The sequence below is a fragment of the Tahibacter aquaticus genome (genome assembly GCF_004363655.1).
In the GTDB taxonomy this organism is placed as follows: domain Bacteria; phylum Pseudomonadota; class Gammaproteobacteria; order Xanthomonadales; family Rhodanobacteraceae; genus Tahibacter; species Tahibacter aquaticus.
This window is the reverse complement of sequence record NZ_SNZH01000001.1, coordinates 253,051-266,384: the sequence shown is the minus strand read 5'-3', so window position 1 is coordinate 266,384 and position 13,334 is coordinate 253,051. Positions and strand designations below refer to the sequence as shown.

General features: G+C 66.7%; 11 protein-coding genes. 3 read left to right on the top strand and 8 right to left on the bottom strand.

From position 1 onward, the window contains the following. Positions 1-44: 44 nt before the first annotated feature. The 4 genes from DFR29_RS01080 to wrbA are packed head-to-tail and all read right to left on the bottom strand — an operon-like array spanning position 45 to position 3,293. Positions 45-608 (bottom strand): RNA 2'-phosphotransferase, encoded by a 564-nt coding sequence (locus tag DFR29_RS01080; protein WP_133816706.1) that lies wholly within the window; start codon positions 606-608, stop codon positions 45-47. A gap of 49 nt (positions 609-657) precedes the next feature. Then, positions 658-2,322, bottom strand: a complete 1,665-nt coding sequence (locus tag DFR29_RS01075) for an acyl-CoA dehydrogenase family protein (RefSeq protein ID WP_133816705.1) — start codon at positions 2,320-2,322, stop codon at positions 658-660. 30 nt (positions 2,323-2,352) lie between these two features. Continuing rightward, on the bottom strand, positions 2,353-2,697 hold the full coding sequence (locus tag DFR29_RS01070; protein ID WP_133816704.1) for a DUF2069 domain-containing protein: 345 nt from the start codon (positions 2,695-2,697) through the stop codon (positions 2,353-2,355). Beyond that, positions 2,694-3,293 carry an NAD(P)H:quinone oxidoreductase gene (gene wrbA / locus DFR29_RS01065; protein WP_133816703.1) on the bottom strand — a complete coding sequence of 200 codons (600 nt, stop codon included), beginning with the start codon at positions 3,291-3,293 and terminating at the stop codon, positions 2,694-2,696. Before wrbA ends, DFR29_RS01070 begins: the two co-directional genes overlap by 4 nt. 96 nt (positions 3,294-3,389) lie before the next feature. On the opposite strand from wrbA, the gene DFR29_RS01060 reads away from it, so the two are divergent. Genes DFR29_RS01060 through DFR29_RS01050 form a run of 3 tightly spaced genes read left to right on the top strand, consistent with a single transcriptional unit; the run spans position 3,390 to position 5,396 of the window. Beyond that, complete coding sequence (locus tag DFR29_RS01060) at positions 3,390-4,661, top strand: YihY family inner membrane protein (protein WP_133816702.1); 1,272 nt, start codon at positions 3,390-3,392, stop codon at positions 4,659-4,661. Further along, a complete protein-coding gene (locus tag DFR29_RS01055; RefSeq protein ID WP_133816701.1) occupies positions 4,658-5,128 on the top strand; it encodes a TlpA family protein disulfide reductase in 471 nt (156 codons plus the stop codon). Before DFR29_RS01060 ends, DFR29_RS01055 begins: the two co-directional genes overlap by 4 nt. Before the next feature lies 1 nt (position 5,129). Next, the gene (locus tag DFR29_RS01050; protein WP_133816700.1) at positions 5,130-5,396 is read left to right on the top strand and encodes an acylphosphatase; all 267 of its coding nucleotides are present in this window, start codon (positions 5,130-5,132) and stop codon (positions 5,394-5,396) included. A gap of 184 nt (positions 5,397-5,580) precedes the next feature. Here the strand turns inward: DFR29_RS01050 and ppk2 are convergent, their stop codons facing one another. From ppk2 to DFR29_RS01030, 4 genes are all read right to left on the bottom strand, one after another. Beyond that, complete coding sequence (ppk2, locus tag DFR29_RS01045; RefSeq protein ID WP_133816699.1) at positions 5,581-6,348, bottom strand: polyphosphate kinase 2; 768 nt, start codon at positions 6,346-6,348, stop codon at positions 5,581-5,583. 67 nt (positions 6,349-6,415) lie between these two features. After that, positions 6,416-6,934 (bottom strand): molybdenum cofactor biosynthesis protein B, encoded by a 519-nt coding sequence (moaB, locus tag DFR29_RS01040; protein WP_133816698.1) that lies wholly within the window; start codon positions 6,932-6,934, stop codon positions 6,416-6,418. Positions 6,935-6,972: 38 nt separating this feature from the next. Continuing rightward, positions 6,973-10,104 carry an efflux RND transporter permease subunit gene (locus tag DFR29_RS01035; RefSeq protein WP_133816697.1) on the bottom strand — a complete coding sequence of 1,044 codons (3,132 nt, stop codon included), beginning with the start codon at positions 10,102-10,104 and terminating at the stop codon, positions 6,973-6,975. Next, positions 10,101-13,235, bottom strand: a complete 3,135-nt coding sequence (locus DFR29_RS01030) for an efflux RND transporter permease subunit (protein ID WP_133816696.1) — start codon at positions 13,233-13,235, stop codon at positions 10,101-10,103. The genes DFR29_RS01035 and DFR29_RS01030 overlap by 4 nt, the downstream gene beginning before the upstream one ends. Positions 13,236-13,334 lie beyond the last annotated feature (99 nt).

The window sequence follows — 13,334 nt, the reverse complement described above, 5'->3', positions numbered from 1 at the left end:
CGCAGCGAATGCATTGATGTTTTTGTTATTTGTGTACGTATCAATTAATTTCCAGCGGCCAGGCCGAGGAATTCCGCCGGCACATGATCGGTCAGCCAGACGCCGTTGTCGGCCTGGAAGAAGGTGTGGCCCTCGCGGCGCATGCCTTGCGTATCGATGCACAGTACGACGGGCTTGCCGTGACGCTGGCCGACGTTCCGCGCGGTATCGGCATCGGCGCTCAGATGTACCTGCTGGCGCGATTGAGGCCTGAGTCCCTGCGCCAGTATCGCCTTGAGAAAATGCGTCGCCGTGCCGTGGAACAGCTGCGCCGGCGGTTCCCTGGCGGCCAGGCCCAGGTCGACCGCCACCGAATGCCCCTGCGCCGCGCGGATACGCAGGCCGTCGGCGGAAATGCTGAAGCGCCTCTTGTCGTTCTGCGCCACGATCTGGTCCAGCATGGCGCGGTCTATCGGCTTGCCGGCCGCTGCGGCGCAGGCGAGCAGGCGATCGATGCTAGTCCAGCCCTGTTCGTCGAGGCCGAGCCCGATCGCCGCGGGATCGTGCCGCAACACCAGGCTGAGGAACTTGCTCAGCGAGACCAGCTGACTGGGAAGTGTGTCGGACATGGTGGCGGTGTTTTCCGGTCGACGGGGCGAATTCGCTGTGCGGCTTGGCTCAGCGTTCCAGTACCAGCAAGGCTGCATCGTCGTAGCGGTCCAGCATCGCTGCCCTACTTCTGCCGATAAAGCGTCTTGCCGCTGCCGCCGTGCGCGGATCGCCTTCGTGACGCAGCGACCAGTCGCCTTGGCGCAGCAGCAGTGCCGCAGCGAAATGGCGCGCGAGGGCCAGCGCGATTTCCCGCGCGGCGGCTTCGAGCCGCGCCGGTTCGGCGGCCAGCGCGGCAATCGCTGTGGGCAGGCTCATGGCTTGGGTGCGTACCGCTGCTGCAGCGTTCTTCAGTTCCGCTGCCCCGACCGCATCGAGCAGTCGGTCCAGTGCGCGGCGCCAGCTGTCCAGTGCCGCCGGCTGGCGCAGCACGCGCAGGACATCCAGCGACAGCACATTGGTCGTGCCTTCCCAGATCGGCAGCACCTGCGCATCGCGCAGCAGTTGCGGCAGGCCGCTGTCTTCGATATAGCCGGCGCCGCCGAAGCACTCGATCGCTTCGGAAGTGATGGCCACGGCGAGTTTGCCGGTCCACAGCTTGGCCAGCGGCGTGAGCAGGCGCAGCAGCAGGCGTTCGTCGTCGCTGGCCTGGTCGTGCTGGGCGCGGCCGAGCAGGCCGACCACTTCGAAGGTGAGCTGGAATGCCGCTTCGAAATCGGCCTGCAGGTCGGCCAGGGTGGCCTGGTGCAGCGGCTGTTCCGCCAGTAGCTTGCCGAAGGCGCGCCGGCGCGTGGCGTAGTCGCGCGCCAGCGCCAGGGCACGGCGCAGGGTGGCAATGGCGCAGACCGCGTTCCAGCTGCGCGTCACGTTGAGCATGGGCGCGATGCTGCGCACGCCATGGCCGATGCCGTTGACCGGCGTGCCGGCGATGCCGACCAGCTCGGTCTCGGCACTGGGTAGCTCGCGCGTGCCCAGCTTGGGCTTGAGACGATTGATCTGTACACCTTGCCAGCGGCCCTGGGCGTCGCGCGGTTCCAGGTAGAACAGGCTCAGCGATTCTGCGCCCGGGCCCGCGCCTGCGGGCCTGGCCAGGGCCAGGGCGGTGTCGGCCTGTACCGCCGAGGTGAACCATTTGCGTCCGTACAGGCGCCACTGGCCTGTGGCGTCCTGGCGCGCCTCGGTTTCGCTGTTGCCGACGTCGGAACCGCCGGGCGTTTCGGTCATCCATTGGCCGGAAATCCAGAACTGCTCCGGATCGCGGCTGAGCCAGCGCGGCCAGGCGCGGGCCAGCAATTCGGTATTTGCCGCAGCCTTGATGCAGGTGGCCGCGCCGTCGGTCATCGCCAGCGGGCAGGTGAAGAACGCGCTGGCCACATGGTGCAGGTAAACCAATGCAAATTGGTGGGTGCGGCCGTGCTGTGCATAGGTGTCTTCATGGCCGGCGGCGACCAGGCCCAGGCGCGCGGCCAGCCCGCGCGACTCGATCCAGGCCGGAGTCAGTTCGATGCGGTCGATGCGGTTGCCCTGGGAATCCCACGGGGTCAGCTGCGGTTCGCACGCGCTGCGCCCGCGTTCGCGCTGCCACGCCAGTGCCGCGTGCGCGCCGAGTTCGTCCAGTTCCGGCGCGATGCTGTCGCGCATCGGCGCCGGCAGGCAGCGCTGCAGGTGCGAGCGCAACACACGGTCGTCGCGGTATTGGTTGCCGAGTTCGGCAGCGGCCTGGACAAAGCTCATGCAGCGCTCCTCTTCGATGACGCGGTGGTTTCAGCGGCGCGGCTTGCGCCTGAAGCCGCGTGCGCCCCAGCCCAGGGCGAAGGTCAGCACCAGACACAGCACGATTTCGATCCAGGCCAGCCAGCGCGCCTGCGGTTCGCCCCAGGCGGCAACGACGCCATGGCAAAAGTAAAACAGACCCAGAATGCCCACCCACAGCAGCGCACGTCCCAGGCTGCGGCGCAGGGCCAGCAGCGGCAGCAGCAGCGGGCCTACGGTCAGCAGCAGCGCCAGCAGTACGGAGCCGTTGCGCGGCGGCGCCAGCCAGGCCAGCCAGAGCAGGTGCAGCAGTACCAGCGCGCCCCAGGCAAGTACTCCGAGCAGGCGCGGGTTCATGGGCTGGCTCCAAGGCGGCGCGCAATGTCGGCAACGCGGCGGCCCAGCGCGCGCGCCAGGTCGCGTTCCACTTCGCTGATGGGCAGATCGCCGCCCATGCCGGCGACATGACTGGCGCCGTACGGGGTGCCGCCTTCCCGCGTGCCGTTGAGGCCGCGCTCCGTAAATGGGATACCGACGACCAGCATGCCGTGGTGCAGCAGCGGCAATTGCATCGACAGCAGGGTCGACTCCTGCCCGCCGTGCTGGGTGCCGGTCGAGGTGAAGACGGCCGCCGGTTTGCCGACCAGGCTGCCGCTGGCCCATTCGGCACCGGTGCTGTCGAGGAAATATTTCAATGGCGCGGCCATATTGCCGAAGCGGGTGGGGCTGCCGAGGATCAGGCCGGCGCACTCGCGCAGATCGTCGCGGCTGACATACGGCGCGCCGGCCTCGGGCTCGGGCGGCGCGGCGGCTTCGGTGACCGGCGCCACTGGCGGCACCTGGCGCAGGCGCGCGCGCATGCCGGTGATTTCCTCCACGCCGCGGGCGATCAGGCGGGCGAGCTGGGCGGTGGCGCCGCTGCGGCTGTAGTACACAATCAGAATGTCGCTCATTGCACCGGCAGATACGGGGAAAACCTGGCGGAGGTTATCATCCGGCCCGTCCGGCTACTGCAGGCCTGCAGCCGTCATCAGGAGCTCCGCCCGCGCATGAGGATAGATCGCGACCAGTGGCAGGCCTTTGCCGTTTTCCTGTGGCAGCGCTTCCGCGACGACCGCTGCCCGCAGTCGGCGGGTGCGCTGGCTTTCACCACGCTGACCTCGCTGGTGCCGCTGACCGCCGCCATCCTCGGCGTACTGTCCTCGTTTCCGGTGTTTGCGCGCTGGCAGTCCGACCTGACCAATTTCGTCTTCGACAACTTCGTGCCGGCGGCCGGCCGCACCGTGCAAGGCTATCTGACCGAATTCGCCAACAACGCCAGCCAGGCCACAGCCATCGGCGTGGTGGTGCTGCTGGTCAGCGCGGTGCTGCTGATGGTCAGCATCGAAGACGCATTCAACCGCATCTGGCGCGTAGCCACGGCGCGCGGCGCTGCCTCGCGCTTTCTGATGTACTGGACGGCGCTGTCGTTCGGCCCGCTGCTGCTGGTGGCGGCGATGGCCTTGAGCTCCTACCTGTTCGCGCTGCCGCTGATCGCTGGCTACGAGCAGCAGCTGGGCCTGAAGGCGCGCCTGCTCAATCTGCTGCCCTTCCTGTTCGTCTGGGTGTCGCTGCTGGCGAGCTACCAGATCATTCCCAACCGCCATGTGCGCCTGCGCGATGCGGCCATCGGTTCGTTCGTCGCGGCCGGCCTGTTCGAGCTGGCCAAGCGCGGTTTCGCCTTCTATCTCGGCACCATCACGTCGTACGAGCAGGTCTACGGTGCGCTCGCGGTGATTCCGGTATTCATGCTGTGGATCTATCTGTCGTGGCTGATCGTGCTGCTCGGTGCCTCGGTCTGCGCGGCGATCAGCGCGTTCGAATACCGCGGCCTGCACGAACGCCTGGCGCCCGGTCACGAATTCGTCGGCCTGCTCTGCGTGGTCAGCCATTTCGCCGACGCCCAGCGCACCGGCCTGGGCCTGCGCACGGAGGACCTGCGCCAGCGCGAGCGCTTCCTGACCGACGACCTGCTGCAGCGCTATCTGTCCGACCTGCACCGCACCGGCATGGTGCAGCGCACGGATTTCGGCGAATGGGTACTGGCGCGCAATCTCGATTCGGTCACCCTGTTCGACCTGTACGAAAGCGGGCTGTACCGCCTGCCGCTGACCGTGGCCCCGACCGACGGGGCGCGCTGCCAGCTGCCCGACGCCCTGAACGCGCTGATCGCCCGCGTTGCCGGCAACCTGCAGGGCGCACTCGGCGTGCGCCTCAGCGAAATTTTCCTGCCTGCGCCCCGGTCCGATCTGGCGCAACCCCCTGCTGCGGAGAACGCATGAAAACCTTGTTTGCCTCGCTCGCCCTCGTATTTGCCGCCGCTGCACCGCTGCAGGCGGCCGAGCTGCCGGCCAAGCCCAGCCTCAGCATCAAGACCCTGGACGGCAAGACCTTCACCCTGGCCGAACACAAAGGCAATTGGGTAATCGTGAATTTCTGGGCAACCTGGTGCTCGCCCTGCATCAAGGAACTGCCCGAGCTGTCCAACTTCGTCAAGGCACACAGCAACGTGCGCGCGATCGGCCTGGCCTATGAAGACACCGAGGCGGCCGAGATCAAGGCCTTCCTGCAAAAGCATCCAGTCAGCTATCCGATTGCCCAGGTCGACACCTTCGAGCCGCCGGCCGATTTCGAAACCCCGCGCGGCCTGCCCATGACTGTGATCATTGCGCCTGACGGCAGCGTGGCGAAGAAATTCACCGGTCCGGTGGACGAAGCCGCATTGAAGCTGGCCACCGGCCTGAAGTGACATGCCGGCGGCCTTGTTCAAGGTAAGTGGCCGCGTACAGGGCGTGTTCTTTCGCGCCTCCACGCGCAGCGAGGCGCTGCGCCTGGGCTTGAGCGGATATGCACGCAATTTGGCCGATGGGCGTGTCGAGGTGCTGGCCCAGGGCCATGCCGATGCGATCGATGCATTGGCAGTGTGGCTGCGGCGAGGGCCGCCGCTGGCACGCGTGGCCGAGGTGCTGTGCGATGCGGTCGAGGAGCGGGACGTCGAGGGTTTTGTGGCCGGGTAGGTTGGGGCAAGCCGCCAGGCGTAGCGAAACATCGCGGTGTTACCGCGACAAAAAAACCCTGTCGAAGGAATGCTTTCTGCCGTGGCTATGGCGAGGCGAGCATTCCTTCGACAGGGGCTTTTTGCTGGTGCAATACCTCGATGCTGGGGTCCGCCTGCGGCTTACCCCAGCCTACGTTTGTTTTTTATCTTATCCATTTTTCGGCATTCGCCACTTTTTCTTTGCCCGCCTTGCCTTTCAGCTTCGGCAGCTTGAGCGGCTTCTCCGGTACCTGGCGGTCCGGCAGCCAGTCGAGCAGGTGCTTGATCAGCTTGAGCCGGCCGCTGCGCTGGTCGTTGAAATCGACCAGGAACCAGGGCGCCTCGGCCGTGTCGGTCGCGGCGATCATGGCGTCGCGGGCCTGGCCGTATTTGGCGTATTTTTCCCGCGCGGCAATGTCGATGGGCGAGATCTTCCACTGCTTGAACGGATCGGCAGCGCGTTCGGCGAAGCGTTCTTCCTGTTGTTCCTGGTCTACCGTCAGCCAGTATTTGATCAGCAGGGTGCCGGCGTCCGTCAGCAGTTTCTCGAAGGCCGGGCACTGCTGCAGGAACTGCCGGTATTCGGCATCGCTGCAGAAGCCCATGACTTTTTCCACGCCGGCGCGGTTGTACCAGCTGCGGTCGAACAGCACGATCTCGCCGGCGCTGGGCAGATGGCTGATATAGCGCTGGAAATACCACTGGGTCTTTTCCGCGTCGCTGGGTTTGGACAGGGCAACGATGCGGTAGCCGCGCGTATTGAGTACTTCGCTGATCGCCTTGATCGCGCCGCCCTTGCCGGCGGCGTCGCGGCCTTCGAATACTACGACCAGGCGGCGGCCTTCCTGCATCAGCCAGCGCTGCGCATCGATCAGCTCGCGCTGCAGCGGTTCCAGTGCGGCTTCGTAGTCCTTGCGTTTCATCTTGCCCATGGCGGCTACTCCGTATGCAGTGCAGATAGGCCGGCGCCTGTGTAGTGGGCACAGGCGCCGGCCGGGTTTATTCGCGCAGGCGCGGCATCAGCCCGGCCAGGTTGCACGGCCGTGTGCGGGCGTCTAGCTGGGCCTGGATGAGTTTTTCCCAGGCCGTGCGGCAGGCCGAAGTGGAGCCGGGCAAGCAGAACACGAAGGAATTGTTGGCCAGGCCGGCGAACGCGCGCGACTGCAGCGTGGACGTGCCGATTTCCTCGAAGCTCACGGCGCGGAACAGTTCGCCGAAGCCGGGCATGATCTTGTCCAGCAGCGGCTCTATCGCTTCGGGCGTGGTATCGCGGCCGGTGAAGCCGGTACCGCCGCTGACGATGATGCCGTGTACGCGTTCGTCGGCGATCCACTCGGCGACGATGGCGCGAATACGGTACTTGTTGTCTTTTACCAGCAGCCGCTGCTGCAGCTGGTGGCCGGCGTCGCGCAGCGCGGTGCAGAGATAGTCGCCGGAGCTGTCGTTTTCCAGCGTGCGTGTGTCCGAGACGGTCAGCACGCACAGGGTCAGGGCACGAAATTCGGATTGGGCAGTCATGCGCGCCACGCTACTCCATGCGGCTGCTGGCTGCCAAGCTAGGCCGAAGCGCGGCGCAACGCCCTGGCCGCCTTGCGCGCCGCCCTGCGTTCGCGCCGGCGCTGCGCCCAGCGTTCCAGCAGCAGGTAGATCGCCGGCGTGGTCAGCAGGGTCAGGGTCTGCGACACCAGCAGTCCGCCGATCATGGCGATGCCCAGCGGGCGGCGCATTTCCGCGCCGGCGCCGAAACCGATAGCCAGCGGCAAGGCGCTGAAGATCGCCACCAGGGAGGTCATCATGATCGGGCGGAAGCGCACCAGGCAGGCCTCGCGTATCGCCTGCAGCGGGCCCAGGCCGTGTTCGCGTTCGGCCACCAGGGCGAAGTCGATCATCATGATCGCGTTCTTCTTCGCAATGCCGATCAGCAGCACGATGGCAATGACGGAAATGATGGACAGCTCGGTATTCGTCACCAGCAAGGCCAGCACCGCGCCGACGCCGGCCGAGGGCAGGGTGGACAGAATGGTCAGCGGGTGAATCAGGCTTTCATACAGCATGCCCAGGATCAGGTAGACCGCGAGTATCGCCGCCAGCAGCAATAGCGGCGTATCGCCCTGCTGCTGCTGGAACCGGCGGAAGTCGCCGCCGAACTCGCCGCTGATGCCGCCGGGCATGCGCAGGTTGGCCATGGTCTGTTCGACCAGCCTGCCGGCTTCGCTCATCGGCACGTTGGGGGCCAGGCCGAAGGACACGTCCATCACGGCGAATTGCGCGCGGTGCTGGATCGAGGTCGGTGCAATGCCGTCGCGCATGCGCGTCAGCGCGGTGATCGGCACCATCGCGCCGCTGCTCGACTGCACATACAGCCGCTCCAGCGCCGCCGGCGTGGCCGCCTGGCCGGGGTCGGCGGTGACCACGACCTTGTACTGGTTGATGTCGGAATAGATGGTCGATACCTGGCGCTGGCCGAAGGCGTCGTACAGCGCGCTGTTGATCGCGGCAATGCTGACGCCCAGGCGTGCCGCGGTATCGCGGTCGATTTCCAGGTTCTGGCGCAGGCCGGCTTCCTGCAGGTCGGAACCGACGTCGCGCAGCTGCGGCAGTTTCTTCAGCGCTTCGACCAGTCTCGGCGTCCATTCCTGCAACTCGGCCAGGTCGCTGCCGCGCAGGGAGTAGTTGTACTGCGCACCACCGCCCCCGCCGCCGCCGCCCCCGCCCCCGCCGATGTCCTGTACCGGCCGCAGGCGCAGGCGGATGCCGGGTATCTGGCCGGCCTTTTCCGACAGGCGGTTCATGACAGAAAACGTAGATTCGTTGCGGCCTTCGCCCAGCGGCTTGAGGTTGATGAACAAGGTGCCCGAACCGCCGCCGCCACCGAAGCGGCCGCCGCCTACGCGCACGCCGACGCTTTCCACTGCCGCGTCGGCGCGCACAATATCCGTGATGCGCTGCTGCCGCTCGACCAGCACGTCGAAGGACACGTCCGAGCCCGCATTGGTCGAACCCTGCAGCTGGCCGGTGTCCTGCTGCGGGAAAAAACCCTTGGGCACGATGACCATCAGCCAGACGGTCAGTATCAGCAGCAGCAGCGGCAGGGTCGCCATCAGGCGTGGGTGGGCCAGCGACCAGTCCAGCGCGCCGCGGTAGACCTCGACGCTCCAGGCATGCATGGCGTCGATGCGCTGTTCCAGCCTGCTCGGCGGCTTGTCCGCATGTGCGTGCATGAACTGGGCGCACAGCGACGGCGTCACCGTCAGCGACACCACGGCCGAGATGGCGATGGCCGCGGCCAGGGTGATGGCGAATTCGCGGAACAGCAGGCCGAGGAAACCGCCCATGAAGAACAGGGGAATGAATACCGCCAGCAGCGACAGGGTGATCGACACGATGGTGAAGCCGATCTCCCGGGCCCCGAGCAGGGTCGCCTGCAGCCGCGGCAGGCCCTGGTCGAGGTGACGCGCGATGTTCTCGATCACCACGATGGCATCGTCGACGACGAAGCCGATCGCGATCACCAGCGCCATCAGCGACAGGTTGTTCAAGGTGAAGCCCAGGATGTACATGACGCCGAACGCGCCCGCCAGCGACAGCGGCACGGCCAGGCCGGCGATCAGCGTCGGCGCAAGCCGGCGCAGGAACAGCAGCATGGTCAGAATCACCAGGCCCAGGCTGATCAGCAGGGCGACCTGGACTTCCATCACCGAGGCGCGGATGGTCGGCGTGCGGTCGAGGAAGGGCGTGAGTACCGCATCGCTCGGCAGCCAGGCGCGCAGTTCCGGCAGCATCGCCTTGACCGCGTCGACCGTGGCGATCACGTTGGCGTCGGCCTGCTTGCGCACGAACAGCAGGATGGCACGCTGGCCGTCGAACCAGGCCGCCTGGTAGCGGTCTTCCTGGCCCTGGGCGACCTTGGCCACGTCGCGCAGGAACACCGGATTGCCGTTGCGCGTCGCTACGATAAGGTTGGCGAATTCCTCCGGCTTGCTCATCGAATTGTTCGAGGCGATGGCCATGGTGCTGCGGCCGTCGCTGAGAAAACCCTGTGCCGTCGTCACATTGGCAGCGACCAGGGCGCGGCGCACGTCGTCGGCGGAAATGCCGCGGGCATTCAGCGCGAGCAGGTTGAGATCGATGCGCACGGCGGGCGTGGCGCCGCCGGCAATATCCACGTCGGCTACGCCGGACAGCTGGCGCAGGCGCTGCGCCACCAGCGAGTCGGCGTAGTTGAACAGCTCGCCCAGCGGCCGCGACGGCGAGGTCAGCGCCAGAATGATGACGGGCGCGTTGTTCGGATTGGCCTTGCGGTAGGTCGGCGCCGTGCGCAGTCCGGACGGCAGGTCGGGCGAGGCGGCATTGATCGCGGCCTGTACGTCGCGCGCGGCGCTGTCGAGGTTGCGCCCGGCGTCGAACACGATATTCACCGAGGCGCTGCCTTCGCCGCTGTTGGAATCCATCTGGTCGATGCCGGCAATCTGGCCCAGGTGGCGTTCCAGCGGTGCCGCCACGGTCGTCGCCATGGTGCCCGCATCGGCGCCGGGTTGGCTGGCCGAGACGAAAATTGCCGGAAATTCCACATTGGGTAAAGGTGCCACGCCGAGCAGGGTGTAGCAGATCATGCCGCCGACGAACAGGCCGATGGCCAGCAGCGAGGTGCCGATGGGGCGTTTGATGAAGGGTGTGGAAATGCTCATGACGCGGTCGCCGGTTGATTGGCGTGGCTGGCCGCGCGGCGCCGCGCGATCCAGTCGTTGACTCTTTCCAGGTACAGGTAGATCACCGGTGTTGTATACAAGGTGACCAGCTGCGACAGCAGCAGGCCGCCGACGATGGACACGCCCAGCGGCCGGCGCAGTTCCGCGCCGATGCCGTTGCCCAGGGCCAGCGGCAGGGCGCCGAGCAGGGCCGCGGCGGTGGTCATCATGATCGGGCGGAAGCGCAGCAGGCAGGCGCGGTGGATCGCTTCGCGCGCCCGCAGGCCTTCGCGCTGCGCCTCGATGGCGAAGTCGATCATCATGATCGCGTTCTTCTTCACGATGCCGATCAGCAGGATGATGCCGACGATGCCGTCGATGGACAGGCTCATGCCACAGACGAACAGGGCCAGCAGCGCGCCGACGCCGGCGGGTGGCAGGGTGGACAGGATCGTCAGCGGGTGGATATAGCTTTCGTACAGCACGCCCAGCACGATGTAGATCACCAGCACCGCGGCCAGGATCAGCAGCAGCTCGTTGGCCTGCGAGGCGGAGAATTCCGCCGCCTTGCCGACAAAGCCGCCGCGCACCGAGGCCGGCAGCTGCATCTCGCGCTCGACCGCGTGGAAGGCTTCCACGGCCTGCGACAGGGAATAGCCGGCCGCGGTATTGAACGAGATCGTGATCGCCGGCAGCTGGTCCTGGTGCGCGATTACCAGCGGTGCATTGGTGACCGTGCCGCGCGCGACGCTGGACAAGGGCACCGTGCCGCTGCCGGCGACACTGCCGGCGACCGCGCCATTGCCGCTGGCGCGCACCGCCAGCTTGTCCAGCAGGTCGCCAGCGGTGCGGAATTCCGGCGCCACTTCCAGCACCACGCGGTACTGGTTCAATTCGGTGAAGATGGTCGATACCTGGCGCTGGCCGAACGCGCTGTACAAGGTGTCGTCGATGCTCTGTATCGCCACGCCGAGGCGGCTGGCCTGGTCGCGGTCGATGTGCAGCAGCAGCTGCAGTCCCTTGTTGGCGAGGTTGTTGTCCACGTCGGCCAGCTCTGGCCGCTGGCGCAGTGCCGCGGTCATGCGCGTGGCCGCCTCGCCGAGTTCCTTGGCGTCCACATCGGTCAAGGTGTACTGGTATTCGGTTGCGGCGACGCGGCTGTCCAGCGCCACGTCCTGCACCGGTTTCAGATACAGCGCAATCGCCGGAATGCGCGCGGCGGACTGCTGCAGCGCCGGCAGTACTTCATCGAGGCCGCGGCGTTCGCCGCGCGGTTTCAGCACGATGCTGAGCTGGCCCTGGTTCAAGGTGGGATTGATCGCGCCGGCGCCCACGAAGGCGGCCACGCCGGCCACGTCCGGCACGCTGCGCAATGCCTGGGCGGCCTGTTCCACGCGCTGCTGCATCAGCCCGAAGGCGATGTTCTCGTCCGCCTCGACCACGGCGGTGACCAGGCCGGTGTCCTGTTCCGGCAGCAGGCCCTTGGGTATGGCCACATACAGCACGCCGGTCAGCACTACCGATGCGGTAGCGACGGCCATGGTCAGGCGCGGATGGTCCAGCACCCAGTCCAGGCTGCGGTCGTAGGCGCCCAGCACGCGGCCGTAGAAACCGCGGCGGCTGGCCGGGTCGTCGGATTCGCTGTGCATCTCGCCGGGCTTGAGCAGGTAGGCGCACATCATCGGCGTGAGGGTCAGCGACACCAGCGCCGACAATGCCACCGCGATCGCCAGCACCCAGGCGAATTCGTGGAACAGCCGCCCGGTCACGCCGGGCATCAGCAGCAGCGGCAGGAATACCGCGATCAGCGACACCGTCAGCGAGATCACGGTGAAAGCGATTTCCTTGGCACCGATCTCCGCCGCCTCGCGTCCACTATGGCCTTTTTCCAGATAGCGCACGATGTTCTCGATCATCACGATCGCATCGTCGACGACGAAGCCGGTGGCCACGGTCAGCGCCATCAGGGAGAGGTTGTCCAGCGAGAAGCCGGCGAAGCTCATCACCGCGAACGTGCCCAGCAGCGACAGCGGTACTGCCACGCCCGGGATCAGCGTGGCCCAGAGCCGGCGCAGGAAGACGAAGATCACCGCGACGACCAGGATCACGGTGAGGATCAGGGTGAACTGCACGTCGTGCACCGAGGCGCGGATGGTCACGGTGCGGTCGGCGAAGATTTCCAGCTGCACGCCGGCCGGCAATACCGCGCGCAGCTGCGGCAATATCGCCTGCACCTGTTCCACCGTGCTGACGATGTTCGCGCCGGGTTGGCGGCGGATGTCCAGCAGCACGGCGGGCTTGCCGTTGGCCCAGGCCGACACCTGGTCGTTCTCCACGCCGTCGATCACCTGGGCGATGTCGCGCAGGCGGATGGCGGAGTTGTCGCGCCAGCTGATGATGGCGTCGCGGTAGGCGGCCGCATCGCTGAGCTGGTCGTTGGTGCCGATGCTGAACGACTGCACCGTACCGTTGAGCGAGCCCTTGGGCGCATTCACGTTGAGCTGGGTGAGTGCGCTGCGCACGTCTTCCAGGGTCAGGCCCAGGTTGGCCAGCTGGCCCGGGTTCACCTGTACGCGCACCGCCGGCCGCACGTTGCCGGCAATGCTGACCAGGCCGACGCCGCTGACCTGGGACAGCTTCTGCGCCAGGATGCTGTCGGCGTAATTGTTCACATCGCGCAAAGGCAGCGTCTGCGAAGACAGCATCAGGGTCATGATCGGCGCATCGGCCGGGTTGACCTTGTTGTAGACCGGCGGATACGGCAGCCCGCTCGGCAAGGTGCCGCGGGCGGCGTTGATGGCGGCCTGTACGTCCTGGGCGGCGGCGTCGATGTCGCGGTCGACATGGAACTGCAGGTTGATCGTCGACAGACCGGCCGAGCTGTCCGAGGTCATTGCCGTAAGGCCGGAGATCTGGCCGAACTGCCGCTCCAGCGGCGTGGTGACCAGGGCGGCGATGGTGCTGGGACTGGCGCCGGGGTAGTAGGTGCTGACCTGCAGGTTGGGTGCGTCGATATCCGGCAGGGCCGACACCGGCAGCTTGCGGTAGCCGAGCAGGCCCAGCAGCACCAGCGCCAGCATCAGCAGCGAGGTGGCGATCGGGCGGCGGATGAAAAGTGTGGAAAATGACATAAGTTTCCCGGCCGCGGTCTGGGGCGGATCTAGCCTGCCGTGCCGGCACTGGCCGGTACGGCAGGCTGGGTGAAGAAGTCAGGCGCCACCCTGTGCGCT

What these genes read in the sequence shown, in the direction of transcription:
- DFR29_RS01080 (WP_133816706.1), bottom strand. Translation starts at nt 608, where the DNA reads ATGTCCGACACACTTCCCAGTCAGCTGGTCTCGCTGAGCAAGTTCCTC.
- DFR29_RS01075 (WP_133816705.1), bottom strand. Translation starts at nt 2,322, where the DNA reads ATGAGCTTTGTCCAGGCCGCTGCCGAACTCGGCAACCAATACCGCGAC.
- DFR29_RS01070 (WP_133816704.1), bottom strand. Translation starts at nt 2,697, where the DNA reads ATGAACCCGCGCCTGCTCGGAGTACTTGCCTGGGGCGCGCTGGTACTG.
- wrbA (WP_133816703.1), bottom strand. Translation starts at nt 3,293, where the DNA reads ATGAGCGACATTCTGATTGTGTACTACAGCCGCAGCGGCGCCACCGCC.
- DFR29_RS01060 (WP_133816702.1), top strand. Translation starts at nt 3,390, where the DNA reads ATGAGGATAGATCGCGACCAGTGGCAGGCCTTTGCCGTTTTCCTGTGG.
- DFR29_RS01055 (WP_133816701.1), top strand. Translation starts at nt 4,658, where the DNA reads ATGAAAACCTTGTTTGCCTCGCTCGCCCTCGTATTTGCCGCCGCTGCA.
- DFR29_RS01050 (WP_133816700.1), top strand. Translation starts at nt 5,130, where the DNA reads ATGCCGGCGGCCTTGTTCAAGGTAAGTGGCCGCGTACAGGGCGTGTTC.
- ppk2 (WP_133816699.1), bottom strand. Translation starts at nt 6,348, where the DNA reads ATGGGCAAGATGAAACGCAAGGACTACGAAGCCGCACTGGAACCGCTG.
- moaB (WP_133816698.1), bottom strand. Translation starts at nt 6,934, where the DNA reads ATGACTGCCCAATCCGAATTTCGTGCCCTGACCCTGTGCGTGCTGACC.
- DFR29_RS01035 (WP_133816697.1), bottom strand. Translation starts at nt 10,104, where the DNA reads ATGAGCATTTCCACACCCTTCATCAAACGCCCCATCGGCACCTCGCTG.
- DFR29_RS01030 (WP_133816696.1), bottom strand. Translation starts at nt 13,235, where the DNA reads ATGTCATTTTCCACACTTTTCATCCGCCGCCCGATCGCCACCTCGCTG.